Origin of the sequence: Burkholderia stagnalis (assembly GCF_039848545.1) — a bacterium.
Taxonomy (GTDB): Bacteria; Pseudomonadota; Gammaproteobacteria; order Burkholderiales; family Burkholderiaceae; genus Burkholderia; species Burkholderia stagnalis.
The window spans coordinates 569855-593813 of the sequence record NZ_CP156686.1 but is presented as its reverse complement, the minus strand read 5'-3'; the positions used below and the strand labels follow the sequence as shown (position 1 = coordinate 593813).

At 64.1% G+C, this 23959-nt stretch carries 14 protein-coding genes and 2 pseudogenes; 7 read left to right on the top strand and 9 right to left on the bottom strand.

Annotated elements, in window-relative coordinates; translation table 11 throughout:
• Positions 1-2 precede the first annotated feature (2 nt).
• From ABFO07_RS19480 to glnT, 3 genes are read right to left on the bottom strand one after another with little or no spacing between them, the layout of a single operon-like run.
• Complete coding sequence (locus tag ABFO07_RS19480; protein WP_347469429.1) at positions 3-692, bottom strand: protein glxC; 690 nt, start codon at positions 690-692, stop codon at positions 3-5.
• Positions 680-1588, bottom strand: coding sequence for an amidophosphoribosyltransferase (locus tag ABFO07_RS19475; protein ID WP_347469428.1), 909 nt, complete (start codon positions 1586-1588; stop codon positions 680-682). The genes ABFO07_RS19480 and ABFO07_RS19475 overlap by 13 nt, the downstream gene beginning before the upstream one ends.
• Before the next feature lie 13 nt (positions 1589-1601).
• Positions 1602-2990 carry a type III glutamate--ammonia ligase gene (glnT, locus tag ABFO07_RS19470; RefSeq protein ID WP_196481753.1) on the bottom strand — a complete coding sequence of 463 codons (1389 nt, stop codon included), beginning with the start codon at positions 2988-2990 and terminating at the stop codon, positions 1602-1604.
• 178 nt (positions 2991-3168) lie between these two features.
• Here glnT and ABFO07_RS19465 point away from each other — a divergent pair, with 178 nt between their 5' ends.
• Positions 3169-3768 (top strand): helix-turn-helix domain-containing protein, encoded by a 600-nt coding sequence (locus ABFO07_RS19465; protein ID WP_059886288.1) that lies wholly within the window; start codon positions 3169-3171, stop codon positions 3766-3768.
• A 223-nt stretch (positions 3769-3991) separates the two neighbouring features.
• Here ABFO07_RS19465 and hutG read toward each other — a convergent pair whose 3' ends face one another.
• Positions 3992-4798 carry an N-formylglutamate deformylase gene (gene hutG / locus ABFO07_RS19460; RefSeq protein WP_347469427.1) on the bottom strand — a complete coding sequence of 269 codons (807 nt, stop codon included), beginning with the start codon at positions 4796-4798 and terminating at the stop codon, positions 3992-3994.
• Between the two features lie 17 nt (positions 4799-4815).
• A complete protein-coding gene (locus tag ABFO07_RS19455; protein WP_059886292.1) occupies positions 4816-5781 on the bottom strand; it encodes a LysR family transcriptional regulator in 966 nt (321 codons plus the stop codon).
• 182 nt (positions 5782-5963) lie between these two features.
• Between ABFO07_RS19455 and ABFO07_RS19450 the strand changes: the two genes are divergently transcribed.
• From ABFO07_RS19450 to ABFO07_RS19430, 5 genes are all read left to right on the top strand, one after another.
• Complete coding sequence (locus ABFO07_RS19450) at positions 5964-7148, top strand: NAD(P)/FAD-dependent oxidoreductase (RefSeq protein WP_347469426.1); 1185 nt, start codon at positions 5964-5966, stop codon at positions 7146-7148.
• A 25-nt stretch (positions 7149-7173) separates the two neighbouring features.
• On the top strand, positions 7174-7953 hold the full coding sequence (locus tag ABFO07_RS19445) for an electron transfer flavoprotein subunit beta/FixA family protein (protein ID WP_347469425.1): 780 nt from the start codon (positions 7174-7176) through the stop codon (positions 7951-7953).
• Positions 7950-8885, top strand: a complete 936-nt coding sequence (locus ABFO07_RS19440; RefSeq protein WP_347469424.1) for an electron transfer flavoprotein subunit alpha/FixB family protein — start codon at positions 7950-7952, stop codon at positions 8883-8885. Before ABFO07_RS19445 ends, ABFO07_RS19440 begins: the two co-directional genes overlap by 4 nt.
• A gap of 68 nt (positions 8886-8953) precedes the next feature.
• A complete protein-coding gene (locus ABFO07_RS19435) occupies positions 8954-9523 on the top strand; it encodes a HutD/Ves family protein (protein WP_347469423.1) in 570 nt (189 codons plus the stop codon).
• Between the two features lie 20 nt (positions 9524-9543).
• A complete protein-coding gene (locus ABFO07_RS19430; protein WP_347469422.1) occupies positions 9544-11217 on the top strand; it encodes an electron transfer flavoprotein-ubiquinone oxidoreductase in 1674 nt (557 codons plus the stop codon).
• Between the two features lie 115 nt (positions 11218-11332).
• Here ABFO07_RS19430 and ABFO07_RS19425 read toward each other — a convergent pair whose 3' ends face one another.
• The 3 genes and pseudogenes from ABFO07_RS19425 to ABFO07_RS19415 all read right to left on the bottom strand — a co-directional run bounded on the left by ABFO07_RS19425 (position 11333) and on the right by ABFO07_RS19415 (position 21934).
• Positions 11333-11668 carry a hypothetical protein gene (locus ABFO07_RS19425; RefSeq protein WP_347469421.1) on the bottom strand — a complete coding sequence of 112 codons (336 nt, stop codon included), beginning with the start codon at positions 11666-11668 and terminating at the stop codon, positions 11333-11335.
• Between the two features lie 67 nt (positions 11669-11735).
• Positions 11736-12116: pseudogene (locus tag ABFO07_RS19420) on the bottom strand (outer membrane protein assembly factor BamE); the annotation flags it as partial.
• 95 nt (positions 12117-12211) lie between these two features.
• Positions 12212-21934, bottom strand: a complete 9723-nt coding sequence (locus tag ABFO07_RS19415; RefSeq protein ID WP_347469664.1) for an ESPR-type extended signal peptide-containing protein — start codon at positions 21932-21934, stop codon at positions 12212-12214.
• Positions 21935-22791: 857 nt separating this feature from the next.
• Here ABFO07_RS19415 and ABFO07_RS34760 point away from each other — a divergent pair.
• Positions 22792-22917, top strand: a pseudogene (locus tag ABFO07_RS34760) (IS6 family transposase); the annotation flags it as partial.
• Positions 22918-23426: 509 nt separating this feature from the next.
• Here the strand turns inward: ABFO07_RS34760 and ABFO07_RS19410 are convergent.
• The gene (locus ABFO07_RS19410; protein ID WP_347469420.1) at positions 23427-23930 is read right to left on the bottom strand and encodes a hypothetical protein; all 504 of its coding nucleotides are present in this window, start codon (positions 23928-23930) and stop codon (positions 23427-23429) included.
• Between the last annotated feature and the right edge of the window lie 29 nt (positions 23931-23959).

Sequence of the window (23959 nt, the reverse complement as noted above, 5' to 3'; positions counted from 1 at the left end):
ATTCAATATTGCTGGTCCGCGTCGGCGTTCCAGTGGTAAAGGGTGCGTGCCGACGCGATGCGCCTGAACGCGCGCGGGTCGTGGTCGAGGCCGGCGGCGTCGAGCAGCGCGGCAACGGCGCCGACGTCCGCGTCGGTCATCGGCTCGAACTGCGCGTCGGCGCCGAGCGATTTCACGTCGCCCTTCACGTACAGCACGGCCTCGTAGAGCGAATCGCCGAGCGCGTCGCCGGCATCGCCGCAGATCACCATGCGCCCGGCCTGGGCCATGAACGCGGAGAAGCTGCCGACCGAGCCGCCGACGACGATGTCGCCGCCTTTCAGCGAAATCCCGCAACGCAGCCCGGCGTCACCGTCGATCACGAGCAGCCCGCCGTGCGCAGATGCGCCCGCGCCGTTCGACGCGAAGCCCTTCACGTGCACCTTGCCGCTCATCATGTTTTCCGCGACGCCGGTACCGGCGCTGCCCTCGATGACGATCGTCGCGCGCTTGTTCATGCCGCCGGCGTAGTAGCCCGCATGCCCGTCGATCGTCACCGTGACGTCGGCGTCGACGCCGACCGCGATGTTGTGCGCGCCGTTCGGCGAGGCCACGACGATGGCTTGCCCGTCGAGCACGTCCGCATCGCCGTGCAGATACTGGTTGACGTCCCGGACCGTGGCGCGCTCAAGGTCGAATGTCACGCGTTCCATACATACATCTCCTCGGGTGCGGGTTCGAATACTTTCGCGTTCTTGATGTCGGGCAGATGCGCAAGCGAGCGGAACTCGGACGCGATCGCCACGTAGTCGTCGTTCTCGGCAACGACGGCAGGCTTGCACGCGAACGGATCGCGGATCAGCGCCAGCTCGGTCGGGGTGCCCATCAGAAAGGTGAAGAAGCCGTCGAGCGCCTCGAAGCCTTTCTGCAGCGCGGCATGCAGCGTGTCGCCTTCACGCAGCCGCCATTCGAGGAAGCGGCATGCGGCCTCGGTGTCGTTGTCGGTGTCGAAGCGGATACCCTCCGGCTCGAGCTTGCGCCGCACGCCGTACGGATTCGACAGCGACCCGTTGTGCACGAGGCAGAAATCCTCGCCCGCGGTAAACGGATGCGCGCGGTCCGGCGTCACCGCCGACTCGGTCGCCATCCGCGTGTGGCCGACGAGGTGGGAGCCCTTGAGCGCGCCGAACGCATAACGCGCGGCGATGTCGGCGGGCAAGCCGATGTCCTTGTACAGGTCGATCGAGCGGCCGGCCGACAACACGTAGACGTGCGGGTAGTGCTCGTTCAGCCAGTGCTTGATCGTATCGGGTCCCCCTCGGACGGTCAGCACCGCGTGATTGCGCTTCGCGTCGATGCGCGCCGTGGCGTCGACGGACGCATTCAGGCGGTCGAGCAGCACGTCCCACGGGAAATGCTCGCCCTCTTCCGTAAAGCCCGAATACAGGCTCAGCTTGCGCTGAGCCGAATCGACGGCCTCGCCGAACACGGCGAGGCCGGCCGAATCCGGGCCTCGCTCGGTCATGCCGATCAGCATCGGCACCATCAGTTCACCAAGCCGGTCGCGCAATGCCGGTGTCTTCACCAGCAAGCCTACGATTCCGCACATGTGTTCCCCCTCCTTAGAAAAATTCGATGTACTGCTTGATTTCCCAATCCGATACGTGGCGCATGTACTCCAGCCACTCCATCCGCTTGAGCTTGAGAAATTCGTCGACCACCGGCCCGAGCGCACCCCGGATCAGCCGATCGGCTTCGAGCGCGTCGAGCGCTTCGCCGAGGTTCTGCGGCAGCACGCCGATGCCGCGTTCACGCAGCTTTTGCGCCGGCCACTCGTACAGGTTCTCGTTCGCGGGGGCGCCCGGCGACAGGTCACGGTCGATGCCGTCGAGCCCGGCGGCGATCACGGCCGCCGTCGCGAGATACGGGTTACATGCGCCGTCGGGCAGCCGCAACTCGATCCGGCCGCCGGGCATGCGCACCATCGTCGAGCGGTTGTTGTCGCCGTAGCTGATGTAGGCCGGCGCCCAGGTCGCGCCGGTCAGCGAGCGCCCGACCACGAGGCGCTTGTACGAGTTCACGGTCGGGTTGCAAAGCGCCGCCAGCGCGGGCGCATGCGCGAGCAAGCCTGCCGTGAACCGGTAGCCGAGCGCCGACAGGCCCATGCCGAGCGGATCAGCGTCGTCGGCGAACAGGTTGCGCTCGCCGTCGCCGATCGACATGTGCATGTGCATGCCGTTGCCGGGGCGGTTTGCGAACGGCTTCGGCATGAACGAGCAGATCATCCCCAGGTCGTTCGCGATCTCCGACGCGGCCATCTTGAAGAACACGTAGTGATCGCACGACGTCAGGCAGTCGGTGTACGTGTAGTTGATCTCGAACTGGCCGTTCGCGTCCTCGTGGTCGATCTGGTACACGTCGATGCCGACCGAGCGCAGCGCTTCGGTCAATCGCTCGAGGAACACCCGCGTACGCGACAGGCCCTTGTAGTCGTAGCACGGCTTCGCCAGCGTGTCGCTCGGGTCGCACGGCTCGAGCACACCCGATGCCGAGCGCTTCAGCAGCGAAAACTCGGGCTCGAGGCCGGTAAACAGCGTCCAGCTCCGCTCGGCAAGACGCGCGACCTGCTTCTTCAGCGTCACGCGTGAATCGAACGCCCAAGGCGCGCCGGCGACATGGCCGTCGCACACAATGCGCGAGAGCCCCGGCTGCCACGGTACCGGCGTGAGCGTCGCGAGATCGCCGACCGCCATGTAATCCGGACCGTTCGGCTCGATGCCGACACCCCAGATCGCGAAGCCCGCAAAGCCCGCCCCGGCGGTCAGCACGCTTTTCAGATGCGCGACCGGCACCGACTTGGCCTTGGCCACGCCGTGAATATCGACAAATTGCGCAAGCACGTACTTCACGCCTTCCTGCGTCAGATACGCCTGCGCCTCTTCCGCGGAGTCGAAACGGGGCACGCTGCCGAGCACGTTGGCCGGCAAACTGCTCGCATCATTCAGGTTCATCGCCACTCCTTTCCACTGCTGCCTTCGATGATCAAAGGAAACCGCCCGCATGTGGACGGATTTACTTTCAAGAAACAATAATTCCTTTCATGAAACTTTCCGCGCGAACGCCTCCCTCCTTCGTTCACGGCTTCCGCCGCCACAATCTGCTACCCTGCCCTTTTTACCGAGGCCGACGATGTCCACCGCAGACGACAGCAAACCACCGCTCGAACGCTATCTCGGCTCGACGATCCGCGAGCTTCGCCAGCGTCACGGCCTGACCATCGCGCAGGTTGCCGAGCAGGCCGGCATCAGCCGCGGGATGCTCTCGAAAATCGAGAACGCGCAGACTTCGACCGGCCTCGACGTGCTCCATCGCATCGCGCAGGCGCTCGGCGTATCGATGTCGACGCTGTTCCGCAACTTCGACGTTCCGCAGGGCGGTGCTCAGCTCGTCAAGAAGGGCGCCGGCATGGAAGTCGTCCGCAAAGGCACAAAACGCGGCCACACCTATCATCTGCTCGCCTACGACCAGGGCCCGCGCAAGCTCTTCGAGCCGTTCCTGATCACGATGGAAGATCAGGCGGAACGCTTTCCCGTCTTCGAACATCCCGGCACCGAGTTCATCCACATGCTCAAGGGCGTGATCGAGTACCGCCACGGCCAGCAGACTTACATCCTCCATCCCGGCGACACGCTGACTTTCCGGGGCGACGTACCGCATGGCCCCGAACGCCTGATCAAGACGCCGATCCAGTTCCTGTCGATCTTCGTCTATGGTCAGCAGACCGAATAGTGACGCCGTGACGCCGTGACGCCGGATATGACGCAAGCATCGTGCCAAGTTTCCCAAGGTGAATCAAAGATTCCCACGGATAAACACTTTCAGCGCAATGCGTGCCGTGCGTCGTTTCATCTGTTCAATCGATCCTGCCTGCCGGCGGTGCGACGTCTTGTTGAACACGGTGCAACGGCGCACTGAAACAGCAACCGCGGTTACGAAGATGTATCAGAAGCGCTTATGCTGAAGCGGGCAACGCCGCGAGCACAGCCAGCGCCGTGTCGATCATCCGGCGCAGCGTCGGCTGCACGGCCGCCGCGCGAGCGGGATCGTATTCAAACGGAAAAACCTCGTTCATATAGGTCGACTGGCACATCTCGAGCTGGATCGCGTGCACGCCACGCGACGGCTCGCCGAACCGCCGCGTGATATAGCCACCCTTGAAGCGGCCGTTGGCCACCCACGTGAACGGACTCGCCGCGGCTTCGCGCGCCGCAGCGGCGAGCAGCGCCGGCGCGGCGGTGCGGCCGTCCTGCGTGCCGAGATTCAGGTCGGGCAGCTTGCCGTCGAACAACCGCGGCAGCACGCTCGAAATCGAATGTGCCTCCCACAGCAACACGTTTCCATGAAGCGCGCGCAGTCTGGCCAGTTCCGCTTCGAGCGTTGCGTGATACGGCTGCCAGTATGCGTGTACACGGCGCGCTTGCTCCTGCGCGTCGGGCGCGCAGCCCTCCCGGTAAACCGGTTCGCCGACGAAGGTTTCCGTCGGGCACAGTCCTGTCGTCGTCTGCCCCGGATACAGGCTTTCGTCATTCGGCGGCCGGTTGAGGTCGATCACATAGCGCGACACCGTCGCGCCGAGCACCGTGGCGCCGAATTCCGCTGCGAACGCGTACAGACGGTCGAGATGCCAATCCGTATCCGCGAACGTCAGCGCCGCATCCGAGTACGTGTCGCGCAGCGGCGCCGGGATCCCGATGCCGAGATGGGGGATCGAGATCAGCAGCGGCGCATCGCCCTGCTGCAACTTGAACAGTTCGGTCATGTAGCACTCCGTGGAAATCAAAGCAGCGCATCGTCGGGCAGATGCGGCAACGCGCGTTCGAGTGACGGTCGAATCGAGCGATCGATGACGGCCCGTGTCAGCGTGACGATTTCCCTGACGAAATCGTCCCACTCGTCCTGGCGATGCAGCAGGAAGAAATCCCGGCGTCCGAGTCGCCCGGACGGCAGCGGCAGCACCTCGATTTCGTCGAGATAGTGCCGCGCCTGCCACAGGCACAGCGGCGTCGAGATCGCAAAGCCGAGCCGCGCAGCCACGAGGCTCAGCAACGGATCGGTCGCGTCGAATTCGAAGCGTCTCGGGCTGTCGATGCCGAGGTGGCGCGCATAGCGTTCCACCTGCTGGCCGATCACCGAACGCCCGGTGTAACGGATCAGCGGCAACTCTGACGCCAGCACACGCCAGTCGACTTTCGGGCGGCCGGCCAGATGGCCGCGCGCGACGACCGCGACGAACGCCTCCGAGAACAGCGGCATCTCGACGATGCGCGCGTCGCTCAGCGTGGTCTGCGTGCAGACCGCGACATCCAGTTCCCGATCGTGAAGCTGCTTGCTCAGCCCCGGCGTCAGCCCGGACCACATCGTGATCTGCCGGGCGGTGCCGGAAACCGCCCGGATCAGTTCCGGGCCGACCGTCGCGGCAAACGAATCAACGCAGCCGAGCCGCACCGGCAGCCGGCCGGCGGCCGACGCATCGCCGACGCGTGCGCTGACCATCTGCGCGTGCTCGAGCAGCGGCCGCGCCAGTTCGAGCAGCGCGCGCCCGGCGATGTTCGGCCGCGGGGGCCGGCTGTCCCGGTCGAACAGCACCGTGCCCTGCTCGCGCTCGAGCGCCGTGATCGCCTGGCTGATCGCGCTCTGGCTCACGCCGATCCGCTTGGCCGCGGCGGTCATCGAACCGGTCTCGCAGACGGTGACGAACGCCGCAAGCGCCCGCAGATCGATTGGCGGTGGGGTGCGTCTCATCGTTTCTCCCGGGTAGACACCGGATTCGACGGACCGGCGGCATGGAACGCATGGTGCGCCGGATCGGGCGGCCCGGGCGCGAGATGAGCATTTCCGGGCACGCAGCATAAGTTTGCCTAATACAAAATTCGGCTGCGCCCGTGCTTTCTAGAATCGGCTCACTGCCTACCCAGAGGGAAATCATGAGCCGTTACGACTTCATCGTGATCGGCGCCGGCGTGATCGGCGCATCCGTCGCACATCATCTGGCGTCGCTCGGCGCCGGCAGCGTGCTTGTCCTCGAACGCGGGATGATCGGCACCGGCACGACGTCGCAATCGTCCGGCCTGCTGCGCACGCACTACTCGGTACGCCAGAACGTCGAACTCGCGCGCGCGTCATGGTGGGCCTTCAACAACTTCGCCGAATACGTAGGCGACGACGAGGCATCGTGCGGCCTCGTCAAGTGTGGATACATGATCTGCGCGCCGGACGGCGACAAGCTCGAGCCGCTGCGCGCGTCGCTCGACGTACAGCGCGCGATGGGTTCCGAGGTCGAGACGCTGGACCGGCAGGCCGCGCAAGCGCGTTTGCCGATCGCCCGCTTCGACGACGCGGTGCTGATCGGCTTCGAGCCCGAGGCCGGATTCGCCGACGCATATCTCGTCGCCACCAGCTTCGCGAAATCGGCTCGCCGCCGCGGCGTGAAGATTCTGGAAGGCACGACCGTCACCGGCGTGTTGCGCGAGGGCCGCCGCGTCGTGGGCGTCGACACGACCGCCGGACGCTTCACCTGCGGCACGCTGATCAGCACGCAGAACATCTGGACGCCCGAGCTGTCCGGCTGGATCGATGTGCCGCTGCCCGTCAAGCCCGAGCGCCACACCGTGCTGGCGCTCGAGTGCGATGCGCACTACTCGTTCAAGATGCCTGCGTTCAAGGATCTCGGCTCGCCCGGCATGCTGTATTACCGCAGCTACGGCGGCAGCCAGATGCTGGTGTCCGAGGGCGTGGTCGGCGAGACGCTGAATGTGCCCGAGACGGAACAGGGCGACATCTCGCTCGACTATGTCGCCGAAGTCGGCGCGCAGGTGGCCGAGCGCTTCCCCGCGTACGAAACCGCTGGGCTCGCGTCGTCGTGGACCGGCGTCTACGACGTCACGCCGGACTGGAATCCCGTGCTCGGCAACGTCGGCGATATCGATGGGCTCGTCGTGGGTTTCGGTTTCTCCGGCCACGGCTTCAAGCTGTCGCCCGGAATCGGCAAGCTGCTCGCGCAGCATGCGCTCGGTCTTCCGACGGACGTCTCGCTTGCCCCTTACGCGCTCGAGCGTTTCTCGACCGGCGCGTTGCTGACCGGCAAGTACGGCCTCGGCGCCGTGTCCTGATCTCTCCTCCTTCAGCGTCTACATCATGTCTGTCAAGATTCTGGTCCCCATCAAGCGCGTGGTCGATCCGAACGTCCGGGTCCATATCGGCGCGGGCGGCGCGATCGACACGGCCGGCCTCAAGATGTCCGTCAACCCGTTCGACGAATGCGCGATCGAAATGGCGCTGCGTCTGCGCGAAGCGGGCCACGCCTCGCGCGTCACCGTCGTCACCTGCGGCCGGCCGGTCTGCCAGGACGTGCTGCGCACCGGGCTCGCGATGGGCGCGGACGACGCGGTCCTGATCGACACCGGCGACGAGCGTGCATCGATCGATTCGTCGGGCGTTGCCGCCCTGCTTCGCGCATTTATCGCCACGTCGCCGCACGACCTGGTGCTGTGCGGCAAGCAGGCGATCGACGACGACACCGGAGGCGTCGCGCCGATGCTCGCCGGCCTGCTCGGCTGGCCGCAGGCGCTCGACGCGACCGGCCTCGCGCCCGACGGCGCCGGCTGGCGAGTCACCTGCGGGGACGATTCGGGAACCGCCACGTGGCGGCTCGCCGGTCCCGCCGTGATCAGCGCCGACCTGCGGCTCGCGGAACCGCGCCGCGTCACGCTGCCGAGCATCGTCAAGGCAAGGCAGAAGCCGCTCGCCATCCTCGATGCAGCTCGCTTCGGCATCGAACTGGCACCGGCCACGCATACGGTCCGCATCGACGAACCCGCGATCCGCCGAGCGGGTACGCGCATGGCCGACATTGCAGAACTCGTCGCCGCGCTCGCCGCGCACAACGTATTCGTTCATTCGGGAGCCGCCGCATGAGAACGCTCGTCATCGCGGATACGTTCGCCGGCACGCTGGCCGAATCGGCGTCGCGCGTCGTGACCGCCGCCCTTCAGCGGCGCCAGCCGGTCGACGTGCTGGTCCTCGACCCGGCCGCTGCTGCTGCGGCGGCCCTGATCGAAGGCGTCGAGCAGGTGTTCCATCCCGTTGCGGCGAACGCCGCCATCCCGCCGGAAGCGCTGGCGGCGATGCTGTGCGAATGGGTGCCGCGCCATTCGCTGTTCGTCGCCGCGCATCGCACGCTGGGCCGCAACGCACTACCGCGCGCGGCAGCCGTCGTCGGCGGCGCCTTCATCGCCGACGCCGTGGCGATGACGGACGACGATCGCTTCGTGCGCGGCCTCTATGCGGGCAGCATCGTCGCCACGGTAATGAGCACGCGTGCGACGACCTTCGCCACGGTTCGCGCATCATCGTTCTCGCCGGCCGGACTGCGCGCCCAGCCGGCCCCCGTCGTGGCGCTCGACGCCCCTCCGGCGTTCCCGGCGACGACGCTGCTCGAGCGGCATGGCACGCAAGCGACCGGGCTCGATCTGAACAACGCGCCGATCGTCGTATCAGGCGGGCGCGGGCTTGCATCCGGCGAAAACATGGCAAGACTCGGCGCGCTGGCCGCGCGGCTCGGCGCGGCGCTCGGCGCATCGCGCGCCGCCGTCGACGCAGGCTATGCGCCAAACGCGATTCAGGTGGGCCAGACGGGCAAGACCGTCGCGCCGGATGTCTACCTGGCATTCGGCATTTCCGGCGCCGTGCAGCATCTCGCCGGCATGAAGGACTCCAAGCTCGTCGTCGCCGTCAACAAGGACCCGGACGCCCCCATTTTCTCGTTTGCCGATATCGGCTTCGTTGGAGACCTGTTCGACGTGATGCTCGCGCTCGAACGTCACATCGGCCCGGGCGACAGCGCATGACACGCGCACCGTCCAGTGGCAGTGGCGCCACCGCGCGTCACGCACTTTCGTCCCATCGCTACCCGAGCGTGCAATTTGTCGATTGCGTGCGAATTGCGCCCGAAGCGTGGGCGAACGGGGCCGGCGTGACACGGACGGTTGCCACGCGCATCGGTTCCCGCGGCAACGCCGAATGGCGAGTCAGCCTCGCGACGCTCGACGGATCGGCGCGGTTTTCACAGTTTCCGGGTGTGGACCGCACGCTCGTTCCAATCGACGATACGCCGGTCGAATTGAACGTGCAGGATGGGCAACTGATCGCACGCCCAATGCAACCGGCCTGCTTTCCCGGCGATCTTCTCGTGTGGACGAGCGGCATGACACGCTCGACGACGGTTCTCAACGTCATGACGCATCGTGACGCATGTCGCGCCACGGTCATCGTGACGACCCATTCGCGCCGCATCACGCCCGCGCCCGCGCAACTGTTGATCTGTGCGTCCGGGCAATGGCGCGTCGCAAGCAGCCTGTTGAGCGCAGTCTCGCTGGGTTCGATGCAGGGTCTGTGGGTCGAGGGGCGCGCCGAAGAACTCGACCTGCGTCCCGTCGCGCCCGGGTCCAGACTGGTCTTGATTGCTATCCATCCGGTCTCGCACTAAACGAAACGAACAGTGAAGACATGCCTGATATGACCTTTGCCGAGCAATACGGCCCGCGCGAATCGATGGAATACGACGTCGTGATCGTCGGCGGCGGCCCGGCCGGGCTGTCGGCCGCGATCCGGCTCAAGCAGCTGGCTGCCGAGAAAGGCACCGAGATCGGCGTGTGCGTGCTCGAGAAGGGTTCCGAGATCGGCGCGCACATCCTGTCGGGCGCGGTGATGGACCCGCGCGCGATCACCGAGCTGTTCCCCGACTGGAAGGAACGCGGCGCGCCGCTCGATGTCGAGGTGACGGAAGACCGCTTCCTGTTCCTGTCCGAGAAAGGCGCGGTCACCACGCCGAACTGGGCGCTGCCGGACAACTTCAAGAACCACGGCAACTACGTGATCTCGCTCGGCAACGTCACGCGCTGGCTCGGCGCACAGGCCGAAGCGCTGGGCGTCGAAATCTTCCCGGGCTTCCCGGCCGCCGAGATCCTCTACAACGACGACGGCTCGGTGAAAGGCGTCGCGACCGGCAACATGGGCGTGGGCAAGGACGGCGAGCCGACCGAGAACTTCCAGCTCGGCATGGAGCTGCACGCGAAGTACACGCTGTTCGCCGAAGGCTGCCGCGGCCACCTCGGCCGCCAGCTGATCTCGAAGTTCAAGCTGGACGCGAACGCCGATCCGCAGGCGTACGGGATCGGCATCAAGGAGCTGTGGGAAATCGATCCGGCCAAGCACAAGCCGGGCCTCGTGATCCACACGGCCGGCTGGCCGCTGAAGTCGGACACCTACGGCGGCTCGTTCCTGTATCACATGGACAACAACCAGGTGGTGGTCGGCTTCGTGGTGGGCCTCGGCTACACGAACCCGTATCTGTCGCCGTTCGAGGAATTCCAGCGCTACAAGACGCACCCGTCGATCCGCGCATTCCTCGAAGGCGGCAAGCGCGTGTCGTACGGCGCGCGCGCGATCACCGCGGGCGGGCTGCTGTCGCTGCCGAAGACGGTGTTCCCGGGCGGCGCGCTGATCGGCGACGACGCAGGCTTCCTGAATGCGTCGCGCATCAAGGGCAGCCACGCGGCGATCAAGACCGGCATGCTGGCGGCCGACGCGGCCTTCGACGCGGTGCAGGCGGGCCGCCAGGGCGACGAGCTCAACGCGTATCCGGATGCGTTCAAGCAGTCGTGGCTGTACAACGAGCTGTACCGCGCACGCAACTTCAAGCAGTGGATGGCGAAGGGGCTGTACCTCGGCACGCTGATGGTCGGCCTCGAGCAGAAGGTGATGGGCGGCAACGTGCCGTGGACGCTGCATCACAAGCACGCGGACCACGAGATGCTGAAGCCGGCGTCGCAATGCGAGCCGATCGAATATCCGAAGCCGGACGGCAAGCTGACGTTCGACCGGCTGTCGTCGGTGTTCATCTCGAACACGAACCACGAGGAAAACCAGCCGGCGCACCTGACGCTGAAGGATGCGAACGTGCCGGTGAACGTGAACCTGCGCACGTACGCGGGGCCGGAAGGCCGGTTCTGCCCGGCGGCGGTGTACGAGTTCGTAAAGAACGACGACGGCAGCGATCGCCTCGTGATCAACGCGCAGAACTGCGTGCACTGCAAGACCTGCGACATCAAGGACCCGACGCAGAACATCGTGTGGGTCACGCCGGAAGGCGGCGGCGGGCCGAATTACCCGAACATGTAATGTCGAGCTCAGTCGACGCCGGTTGCGGGGCATATCGTGGCGCCTTGGCCATCAGCTTATGCCTCACACACAAGGTTTCGGATAGGCTCGGCGGCCAGACTGTAAACAGCCCCGTCTAGAATTGACACCCAGGATCGCTACTGTCCTTCTTACAGATCAACGCCCAGCATTTCAGGTCCTGTTCGTTCTTCAGCATGTCGCTGCTGACCTGGTCCTTGACGGCCTGAGAAAATCGAGCGTTTTTCAGTACTTCAGCACGATTCTGCTCCATGTATGCGGCGGCTCGCTCGTAGCCACCGTAGTTGCGTGCCTGATCCTTGAGCAGGATCGATTGCCGAACCGTGATGGCCTGGCCGTCATTGCTGATCACCCCTTTGATGCCCGTCAATTCGCAGGCCATTGCAGTCGAGGCAAGGCTGAACAAGATGTATGCGGTCAGAATGGTTTTCATTCGTAGGTTTCCTCACAATTTTACTTAGAGCCATTTACTCATCTTTGACACCGCGGTGTTCGGCGAGCAGCGTCACGCACGCAGGTTCCTTCCAGTAGGTCGCCTTGACGCGATAGTCATCGTCGTACTGGATCTGATACTGGCACGTAACGTAGCCCGGTTTGTTCGACGTATGGAAATTGAAGATGTAGTTCCATACGTGCACGCCAAACAGTCCCTCATCGAAATGTGGTTCGCGAATCAGCGCGTAAACCTGTTCCTTCGTCAGCCCGGGCTCGACCTGCCGCAAATTTTCGACGTTCGGAAACGTGCCCTCCTTCAACCATGCAGTACTGCGATCAGGAAACACGACCGCTCCGTTTTTGTCCGTTATCGGCGCCATGCCGCCGCATCCTGACAACAGGAGAATACACATCAGGGCGCCGGAAATATATCTACGTTTCGTCATCGCATTGGATTCCAAACAATCTGATTGCAAGATCGCGGACGGCGTTTCCCTTCGGCAAGGTAAACACCCTGGTCACCGAATCCGCCCCTCTTTCATCACCACTCGTATCCGACTTGCGCGCGTACGCCTACATCGCCAGTCGACGTGCCGGCGACTCCACCGTTGATCAGCCACCGACCATTTTCTGAACGATGGGTGACGCTGACTGCGCCCGCCTTTCCGCTCTTGTAGCTCCCCACCCCAACCCCGACCACCGTACGCCCCGGCTGGGACGGCGTGAGATTCGGCATTGCCATCGCCGCCGCGACGCCCGCATACGCATTCTTGGCAACATCGCCGATCGCCCGGTTCATATCATTGACCCGTCGATCGGTGTAGTCGTTTGCCTGTTGAACACCTTGCGCGACCGATGTATTCAACTGATTGACGTTGACGGCATCGGTGCCCTGCGTACCCGGCGCGACGTTGATGATCTGGCGCTGTTGCGTGTCGTTGCCGACCGACACGACGTTCGAACGACCGCCATCCGTTGAATTTGCGCCGATTGCCGCCGAGTTCGAGCCGGCGGTGACGGTCGGACGATCCGTGCCGGTGCCGTTCATGTCGGCCGCAACGCCGTTGTTGTTCGCCGTGCGCGTCGTGTTGTTATTGATGGTCGTCGACAGCTGGTTCAGCGTGTTGTTGATGGTGGTCACGCCGGTCGACAGCGATGCCACGGTGCTGTTCGTCGAGCTGAGGCCCGTCGACAGCGAGCCGATGCCGGTCGAGGTCGACGTCGACAGCGACGTGAGGTTGCTGTTGGTCGACGACAGGCCGGTCGACAGCGAGCTGATGCTGGTCGACGTCGACGTGGACAGCGACGCGACGGTGCTGTTGGTCGAGCTCAGGCCGGTAGACAGCGAGCTGATGCCGGTGGACAGCGAGCCGATGCTCGTCGACGTTGCCGTCGACAGGCTGTTGACGGCCTGGTTGGTCGCGTTGAGCTGGCTGCCGTTGACCGCGTCCGTGCTGGTGGCCGAGATGCGGCCCGCGGCGACGTTGGTGATCTGGCGTTCCGCGCCCGGCGCGCCGACGCTCACGACGCTCGTCGGCGAGCTACCCGCGAAGAGGTACGTGACGCCGCCAATCGTCGTGCTGGACGTCGGGTTGGCGGCGGCCGTGACGGAGTTCGTGCCGAGCGCGACGTCGTTGAGGTTGTTCGCAACCGCGTTCGAGCCGAACGCGAGCGAGCCGGCTGCTGCTGCCGTGGAGGTGTTGCCGAGCGCGAGCGAGCCGTTGCCGGTGGCGGAGTTGGCGTTGCCAATCGCCAGTGCGCCGTTGCCGGTCGCCGTGTTGTTCGCGCCGAGCGCGACCGCGCCGGTGCCGGTGGCCACGTTCGGATCGCCGATCGCGACCGCGCCGTCGCCGATCGCCGTGTTCGCGACGCCGATCGACACGGCCTTGCCGCCTGTTGCCGACGCGTTCTGGCCAATGGCGACTGCACCGTTCGACGAGGCGTTCGCACCGTCGCCGACCGCGACGCTGCTCGCGCCCGAGGCGCTTGCGTTCACGCCCGATGCGATGGCGTTGACGCCGGAAGCACCGTCGTTGTTGTAGTTGGCCTGCTGGGTGCCGTTGTCGTTGACGCTGTAGTAGTGCGTCTTCGCGGCCTGGATCGCGGTCGAGGTGGACGTCGACAGCGATGTGAGGTTGCTGTTGGTCGTGCTCAAGCCGGTCGACAGCGAGCCGATGCCGCTCGACGTGGAGGTCGACAGCGATGCGACCGTGCTGTCGGTCGTGCTCAGGCCCGTGGACAGGGAGCTGATGCCGGTCGAGGTCGAGGTGGAGAGCGATGCGACCGTGCTGTTGGTCGTGCTCAGGCCGGTGGACAGGGAGCTGAGGCCGGTCGAGGTCGAGGTGGACAGCGACGCGACGGTGCTGTTGGTCGAGCTCAGGCCGGTAGAGAGCGAGCCGATGCCGGTCGAGGTCGAGGTGGACAGCGAGGCGACGGTGCTGTTGGTCGAGCTGAGGCCGGTGGACAGCGAGCCGATGCCTGTCGAGGTCGAGGTGGACAGCGAGGCGATCGAGCTGGTGGCCGTCGAGATGCCCGTCGACGTGGAAGTCGACAGCGATGCGACCGAGCTGTCGGTCGAACTCAGGCCGGTCGACAGGGAGCTGATGCCCGTCGAGGTCGAGGTGGACAGCGAGGTGATCGAGCTGGTGGCCGTCGAGATGCCCGTCGACGTGGAAGTCGACAGCGATGCGACCGAGCTGTCGGTCGAACTCAGGCCGGTCGACAGGGAGCTGATGCCCGTCGAGGTCGAGGTGGACAGCGAGGTGATCGAGCTGGTGGCCGTCGAAATGCCCGTCGACGTGGAAGTCGACAGGGAGGCGACGGAGCTGTCGGTCGAACTCAGGCCGGTCGACAGGGAGCTGATGCCCGTCGAGGTCGAGGTGGACAGCGAGGTGATCGAGCTGGTGGCCGTCGAGATGCCCGTCGACGTGGAAGTCGACAGCGATGCGACCGAGCTGTCGGTCGAACTCAGGCCGGTCGACAGGGAGCTGATGCCCGTCGAGGTCGAGGTGGACAGCGAGGTGATCGAGCTGGTGGCCGTCGAAATGCCCGTCGACGTGGAAGTCGACAGGGAGGCGACGGAGCTGTCGGTCGAGCTCAACCCAGTCGAGAGCGAGCTGATACCCGTCGAAGTCGACGTGGACAGCGAGGTGATCGAGCTGGTGGCTGTCGAAATGCCCGTCGACGTGGACGTCGACAGCGACGCGACGGAGCTGTCGGTCGAGCTCAAACCGGTGGACAGCGAGCTGATACCGGTCGAAGTTGAGGTGGACAACGAGGCAATCGAGCTGGTGGCCGTCGAAATGCCGGTCGACGTGGAGGTCGACAACGACGCGACGGAACTGTCGGTCGAGCTCAAGCCGGTCGACAGCGAATTGATGCCCGTCGAGGTTGAGGTGGACAGCGACGCGACGGTGCTGTTGGTCGAGCTCAGGCCGGTAGAGAGCGAGCCGATGCCGGTCGAGGTCGAGGTGGACAGCGAGGCGATCGAGCTGGTGGCCGTCGAGATACCGGTCGACGTGGAGGTCGACAGCGACGCAACCGAGCTATCGGTCGAGCTGAGGCCGGTCGACAGGGAGCTGACGCCGCTTTGTGCAGTGCTGATGCCGGTCGAAGTCGACGTGGAGAGCGACGTGATCGAGCTGGTGGCCGTCGAAATGCCCGTCGACGTGGACGTCGACAGCGACGCGACGGAGCTGTCGGTCGAGCTCAGGCCAGTGGACAGCGAGCTGATGCCCGTTGAGGTCGACGTGGACAGCGACGCGATCGAGCTGGTCGCCGTCGAAATGCCGGTCGATGTAGAGGTCGACAGCGAAGCGACGGAGCTATCAGTCGAGCTGAGACCGGTCGACAGCGAGCTGATGCCGGTCGAAGTCGACGTGGACAACGACGCGATCGAGCTAGTGGCCGTCGAGATGCCGGTCGACGTGGACGTCGACAGCGACGCAACCGAGCTATCGGTCGAGCTCAGGCCGGTTGACAGGGAGCTGATACCGGTCGAAGTCGAGGTGGACAGCGAAGCGACGGAGCTGTTGGTCGAGCTCAGGCCCGTCGACAGGGAGTTGACGCCGCTTTGTGCAGTGCTGATGCCCGTCGAAGTCGACGTGGAGAGCGACGTGATCGAGCTGTTGGCCGACGAAATGCCCGTCGACGTGGACGTCGACAGCGACGCGACGGAGCTGTCGGTCGAGCTGAGGCCGGTGGACAGCGAGCTGATACCCGTCGAAGTCGAGGTGGACAGCGAAGCGACGGAGCTGTTGGTCGAGCTCAGGCCCGTCGACAGGGAGTTGACGCCGCTTTGTGCAGTGCTGATGCCGGTCGAAGTCGACGTGGAGAGCGACGTGATCGAGCTGTTGGCCGACGAAATGCCCGTCGACGTGGACGTCGACAGCGACGCAACCGAGCTATCGGTCGAACTGAGGCCGGTGGACAGCGAGCTGATACCCGTCGAAGTCGAGGTGGACAGCGAAGCGACGGTGCTGTTGGTCGAGCTCAGACCCGTCGACAGAGAATTGACGCCGCTTTGTGCAGTGCTGATACCCGTCGACGTGGACGTCGAAAGTGACGCAACAGAGCTATCGGTCGAGCTGAGGCCGGTGGACAGAGAGCTGATGCCGGTCGAGGTCGACGTGGACAGCGAGGTGATCGAGCTGGTGGCCGTCGAAATGCCCGTCGACGTGGAGGTGGACAGCGACGTGATCGAGCTGTTGGCCGACGAAATGCCCGTCGACGTGGACGTCGACAGCGACGCAACCGAGCTATCGGTCGAGCTCAGGCCTGTTGACAGGGAGCTGATACCGGTCGAAGTCGAGGTGGACAGCGAAGCGACGGAGCTGTTGGTCGAGCTCAGGCCCGTCGACAGAGAGTTGACGCCGCTTTGTGCAGTGCTGATGCCGGTCGATGTGGACGTCGAAAGCGACGCGACGGAGCTATCGGTCGAGCTGAGGCCGGTGGACAGCGAGCTGATACCCGTCGAGGTCGACGTCGAGAGCGAAGTGATCGAGCTGGTGGCTGTCGAAATACCGGTCGACGTGGAGGTCGACAGCGAAGCAACCGAGCTATCGGTCGAGCTCAAACCGGTCGACAGCGAGCTGATGCCCGTCGAGGTCGAGGTGGACAGCGAGGTGATCGAGCTGGTGGCCGTCGAAATGCCCGTCGACGTGGAAGTCGACAGGGAGGCGACGGAGCTATCGGTCGAGCTCAACCCAGTCGACAGCGAGCTGATGCCGGTCGACGTCGATGTGGAGAGCGAGACAACGGAGCTGTTGGTCGAACTCAGGCCGGTCGACAGCGAGCTGATGCCCGTGGAGGTCGACGTGGACAGCGACGCGATCGAGCTGTTGGCTGACGAAACGCCCGTCGACGTGGACGTCGACAGCGAAGTCACGCTGCTATCCGTCGTCGAGAGTCCGGTCGACAGCGACGCAATCGCGCTGTCGGACGTCGACAGTGTCGAGGACAACGATGCGACGGTACTGTTCGTGCTCGACAGGCCGGTGGACAGCGAGCCGATGCCGGTCGAAGTCGACGTGGACAGCGACGTGATGCTCGAATCGGTCGTGCTCGCGACTGCATAGAGCTGGCTGCCGTTGATCGCGTCCGTGCTGGACGACGTGATTCGGCCGGCCGCCACGTTGGTGATCTGACGCTCCGCCCCTGCGTTGCCGACGCTCACGACGCTCGACGGCGTGGCGCCAGCGAAGTTGCCGTACGTCGTCGAGCCGATGGTCGCGCTGCTGGTCGGGTTCGCGGCCGCGGTGACGGAGCCGCTGCCGAGCGCCACGTCGCCCGCGTTGTTCGCGATGGCGTTCGGGCCGATCGCGACGGAGTCGGTGCCAAGGGCCTGACTGTCTGGCGCAGTCGAATTCGCGTGGAAGTACTTGATGCCCTGGCTGTTGATGTTGTCGATGGCCGCGCCGACGCTGTTGGCCGCGGACGTTGTACCGTTGGCGTTGTACGTGGTGTACGACGGCGCGGAGATCGTGCCGGTTGCCGGGTTGTACGTTGCGCCGCCACCAAGCGCAGCGGCAGTGCTGTTGCCGAGGTTGTTGGTGTTGGTCGTCACCGTGCTCAGGCCGGTGGACAGCGAGCTGATGCCGGTCGAGGTGGACGTGGACAGCGAGGCGATCGAGCTGGTGGCCGTCGAGATACCCGTCGATGTGGAAGTCGACAGCGACGCGACCGAGCTATTGGTCGAGCTCAGACCGGTGGACAAGGAGCTGATACCGGTCGAAGTCGAGGTGGACAGCGAGGCGACCGAGCTGGTGGCCGTCGAGATACCCGTCGATGTGGAAGTCGAAAGCGACGCAACCGAGCTATCGGTCGAGCTCAGGCCGGTGGACAAGGAGTTGATACCGGTCGAAGTCGAGGTGGACAGCGAGGCGACCGAGCTATTGGTCGAGCTCAGACCGGTGGACAGCGACGTGACACCACTTTGCGCGGTGCTGATACCCGTCGACGTGGACGTCGACAGCGACGCGACCGAGCTATTGGTCGAGCTCAGACCGGTGGACAACGACGTGACGCCGCTTTGCGCGGTGCTGATGCCCGTCGACGTGGACGTCGACAGCGATGCAACACTGCTGTTGGTCGTGCTCAGACCGGTGGACAACGACGTGACGCCACTTTGCGCGGTGCTAATGCCCGTCGAGGTGGACGTCGACAGCGATGCGACCGAACTGTTGGTCGAGCTCAACCCCGTCGACAGCGACGTGACGCCACTTTGCGCGGTGCTGATGCCCGTTGACGTGGACGTCGACAGCGAGGCGACCGAGCTATTGGTCGTGCTCAGACCGGTGGACAACGACGTGACGCCGCTTTGCGCGGTGCTGATGCCCGTCGACGTCGAGGTCGACAGCGATGCGACCGAGCTATTGGTCGAGCTCAGGCCGGTGGACAGCGACGTGACACCACTTTGCGCGGTGCTGATACCGGTCGACGTGGACGTCGACAGAGATGCAACGCTGCTGTTGGTCGAGCTCAGGCCGGTGGACAGCGACGTGACGCCGCTTTGCGCGGTGCTGATACCCGTCGACGTGGACGTCGACAGCGATGCAACACTGCTGTTGGTCGAGCTCAGACCGGTGGACAACGACGTGACGCCGCTTTGCGCGGTGCTGATGCCCGTCGACGTCGAGGTCGACAGCGACGCGACCGAGCTATTGGTCGTGCTCAGACCGGTGGACAGCGACGTGACGCCACTTTGCGCGGTGCTGATGCCCGTCGAGGTCGACGTCGACAGAGATGCAACGCTGCTATTGGTCGTGCTCAGACCGGTGGACAACGACGTGACGCCACTTTGCGCGGTGCTGATACCCGTCGACGTGGACGTCGAGAGCGACGCGACCGAGCTATTGGTCGTGCTCAGACCGGTGGACAGCGACGTGACGCCACTTTGCGCGGTGCTGATGCCCGTTGACGTGGACGTCGACAGCGAGGCGACCGAGCTATTGGTCGTGCTCAGACCGGTGGACAGCGACGTGACGCCACTTTGCGCGGTGCTGATGCCCGTCGACGTGGACGTCGACAGCGACGCGACCGAGCTATTGGTCGTGCTCAGGCCGGTGGACAACGACGTGACGCCGCTTTGCGCGGTACTGATGCCGGTCGACGTCGACGTCGACAGCGAGGCGACCGAGCTATTGGTCGAGCTCAGGCCAGTGGACAACGACGTGACGCCACTTTGCGCGGTGCTGATGCCCGTCGAGGTCGACGTCGACAGTGATGCAACGCTGCTATTGGCCGAGCTCAGACCGGTGGACAGCGACGTGACACCGCTTTGCGCCGTGCTGATGCCCGTCGACGTCGAGGTCGATAGCGATGCGACGGAACTGTTGGTCGAGCTCAACCCCGTCGACAGCGACGTGACGCCGCTTTGCGCGGTACTGATGCCGGTCGAAGTCGACGTGGAGAGCGACGTGATACTCGAACCGGTCGTGCTTGCGACGGCATAGAGCTGGCTGCCGTTGATTGCATCGGTGCTGGTCGACGTAATCCGGCCTGCCGCGACGTTCGTGACCTGGCGCTCTGCCCCAACTGCACCGACGCTCACGACGCTTGACGGCGTAGCGCCGGCGAAGGTGCCATACGTGGTCGAGCCGATGGTTGCGCTGCTGGTCGGGTTCGCGGCGGCGGTGACGGAACCGGAACCGAGGGCGACGTCGCCGGCGTTGTTCGCAACCGCGTTCGGGCCGATCGCGACGGAGTTGGTGCCGAGGGCCTGGCTGTCCGGCGCGGCGGAATTCGCGTGGAAGTACTTGATACCCTGGCTGTTGATGTTGTTGATCGCCGAGCCGACATTGTTCGCGGTGGTCGTCGTGCCGTTCGCGTTGTACGTGGTGTACGACGGGGCCGAGATGGTGCCGGTTGCCGGATTGTACGTTGCGCCGCCGCCGAGGGCCGCGGCAGTGCTGTTGCCGAGGTTGTTGGTGGTGGCCGTCACCGTGCTCAGGCCCGTGGACAGCGAGCTGATGCCGGTCGACGTGGACGTCGACAGCGAGGCGACCGAGCTGTTGGTCGAGCTAAGTCCGGTGGACAGCGAATTGACACCGCTTTGTGCGGTGCTGATGCCCGTCGAGGTCGACGTGGACAGCGAAGCGACGGAGCTGTTGGCCGAAGAAATACCCGTCGACGTGGAGGTCGAGAGCGAGGCGACCGAGCTGTTGGTCGAGCTCAAGCCCGTGGACAGCGAATTGACCCCGCTCTGCGCCGTGCTGATGCCCGTCGACGTGGACGTCGACAGCGAGGCGACCGAGCTGTTGGTCGAGCTCAAGCCCGTGGACAGCGAATTGACCCCGCTCTGCGCCGTGCTGATGCCCGTCGACGCCGACGTCGACAGCGACGCGACCGAGCTATTGGTCGAGCTCAGGCCGGTCGACAGCGACGTGACGCCACTTTGCGCGGTGCTGATACCCGTCGACGTGGACGTCGACAGAGATGTAACGCTGCTGTTGGTCGCGCTCAGACCGGTGGACAGCGACGTGACGCCGCTTTGCGCCGTGCTGATGCCCGTCGACGTGGACGTCGACAGAGATGTAACGCTGCTGTTGGTCGCGCTCAACCCCGTCGACAGCGACGTAACACCGCTTTGCGCGGTACTGATACCGGTCGACGCGGACGTCGACAGCGACGTGATCGAGCTTTTGGCGGATGAGATCCCCGTCGACGCTGAGGTCGACAACGAAGTGATCGAGCTATTGGCAGACGAAATGCCGGTCGACGCAGAAGTCGACAGCGACGTGACCGAACTGTTGGTCGAACTGAGACCGGTCGACAGCGAGCTGATGCCGGTCGAAGTCGACGTGGACAGGCTCGCGATGCTCGACGTCGTCGTGCTGGCGACGGCGTACAACTGGCTACCGTTGATGGCGTCGGTACTGGATGCGCTGACGAGGCCGGCCGCGACATTCTGGATACGACGCTCGGCGCCCGGCGCGCCGACGCTGACCACGCCTGCAGCGCCGCTTGCGCCCGCATACGTGCCGAACGTCTGGCTGCCGATGGTCGTGCTGCTGACCGTGCCGGTGCCGCCCGTCGCCGCAGTCGCGGCGCCGGTCGTGACGGCGTTCTGTCCGAGCGCAACCGAGCCCGCCACGTTCGCGGTGGCGCCAGCGCCGAGTGCGACCGCCGCCGTGGCCGTCGACGGGACGGACGTCAGTTCGCCGATCGCGATGGCATCCGTAGCAGCGGCCGAAGCTTCGTTCCCCTTGGTGGCGCTGTTGCCGATGGCAATCGATCCTGCTCCCGAGGCTATGCCACCCACTGCCGTCGACCACGTGCCACTCGCTGTCGCCTCGTCACCGAGGGCAGTGCCTCCCGTAGCACTGGCGGTCGCAAGGTTGCCCAACGCGGTCGTGAAGTCGCCATTCGCCAGAGCGGTATTACCAAAAGCCGACGCATCTTCCCCGGTCGCCGTCGCGCCGCGACCGACTGCGGTCGCTGAATGGTTGGTACCTGATATTACTTTACCCGCCGCATATGAGTTGCTGCCAACGGCTACATCGCCGGAACCTACAGCAGTCCCTCCTCCCGCCTGATACTGCGCAAACGCCGGAAGAGAAAAAGCCATCACGCCTGCGACGCATAACCCGATCGCGATGCTGATCGCGGACAACTTGCCCCGCGGCTTACCGCCTTGCAAGGCATTATCGGCGTCACGCGCTGTGCACGACGACGCGCTGCCTTTGCCCCGTGCGCTATCGATCTCCGACGCTGCAACCCAGGTCCCGAGTGCCTCGTTCCAAATTGTCTTATAAATACGATTCATTGCTCGCTCTCCCCGGGCTTTTCACGCCACCAGAACTTCATCCAAGACCACGAAGAGAGCCGATCAACTGTCCTGCTGAAATCAACAAACCCTTCGATACGAGCAGGAGTCTATTTTTTTTGAAACTTCATAATGCCAAATCTTGCAAAAAGATCTTTAATAATTGTTAATTTTAGAATTCATCTAACCAATTAAAAATAATCTTCCCATGTTTAATGCACTCAAACCCAAAGCACCCCGGCTTTACCCCTTACGTAGTTTCACCAATTAAATAACAAATGCCTTACTCTCAGCATCTCTAATGGTTTACCTTGTTTATTCATACAGTTTAGTTTTCGATTACTTCCAACAGAGATTCAATGACGCCCCGAAGCGCATTGAACCGACCGCATCAATTGCCAATCGCCCCGCGAAGTAAAAGTGGGACAGGTTCCGTCGCAGTAAGCCGCCGGTGAAATGGTCCGACGCCGAACTCCATATCCGTGAGCAGCAATCGTGAAGGCGAACGTCGAGAAGGTCTTGAAGATGATGCTGACCTGTGTACGTTGATGCGTGGCCCGTCCGCAGGCATAGCTATCTCGGGGACACGATGGCCGAGCACCGCGTCTCGGTGGATCACTCGACTGGGCATCCCTGGGCCCTGAAGTTACTGCCGGTGCTGAACCAGATCAGCCGCCAGCATAAGCGGCCAGTAAATAGAAACTGGCGCATGGACGAAACCTGCAATCTGGTGCGCGGCCGGGGGTAGTACGTGTACCGAGCGCTCGACAAGACCGGAGACGCCATTGACATCCTGCTGCGTGCGAAGCGCGACACGGTTACAGCACAGTGAATTTTCGGTCGGGCCATCGAGCGACACGGTCACCGTCGACGGTAGTCCGTCCAACCAGCCTGCACTTCACAATCACGACGCCGAGCGGGAAACTCCCATCGCCGTGCGGCACGTCAAATACCTGACCAACATCGTCGAACAGGACTACCGGCGGCAGGATTGCACCACAACACGCTTACTGCGACACGACCAAGAACCGCATACTCATAAATGTCCTGACGATCTGGTTTCGTATCGCGCGAATCCCCGGCAACGTCCACTTGTCCTACAAATACACCAACAAATCATACAAATCCATATTTGTTAAACATGTTTAAATTTCCCAAAATATCGCAAAACCAAGAGCATTTCCTTATTGCATCAATAAATTGACGCCGCTTCAATTCCGCAAAATCAACTCACATCCACCTCGCTGCACATCTGTTTTTTATAGAAAATCGTCAGATCAATCAGCCCTCGACAGGGTTTGCATGCAAACAGGTCGTGGCAATTTCATAGCCGGGTATCAAAATGAATCCAACCTTCGCTGAATGCAGTCGATCAAGAAGAGCGGGTTCGAAATCTCTTCACAAGGTTTCGGTGGGCAAGGAGGCAGCCATTTCATCATCGGCTTTCACCAATTTTTTGGCGTACTCGCCGGCGTTGCTTTCGGGCATTTCGTCAGCCAAAAAGCTCAATCGCCCTGCTGGCAACATCGACATTGGCCAGCATCAGCCCGCTGCCGGACCGCCTGTCAACGACCATCAACAACACGACGCGGGCAGCAATCAACGACGGCTTCGCGGTCGACATGAACGACATGACCCCGGACAGCCAACCGTCACCGTCAGTTCGAACTCGACGGACGGTGGGCGATCGCACGTCGTTGGCGTCGTTGGCGTCGTTGGCGTCGTTGGCGTCGTTGGCGTCGTTGGCGTCGTTGGCGTCGTTGGCGTCGTTGGCGTCGTTGGCGTCGTTGGCGTCGTTGGCGTCGTTGGCGTCGGTGGCGTCGGTGGCGTCGGTGGCGTCGGTGGCGTCGGTGGCGTCGGTGGCGTCGGTGGCGTCGGTGGCGTCGGTGGCGTCGGTGGCGTCGGTGGCGTCGGTGGCGTCGGTGGCGTCGGTGGCGTCGGTGGCGTCGGTGGCGTCGGTGGCGTCGGTGGCGTCGGTGCGCCGGGATCGGGGCAACAGATCACAAGCGTCGCAGTTTGGGCGTG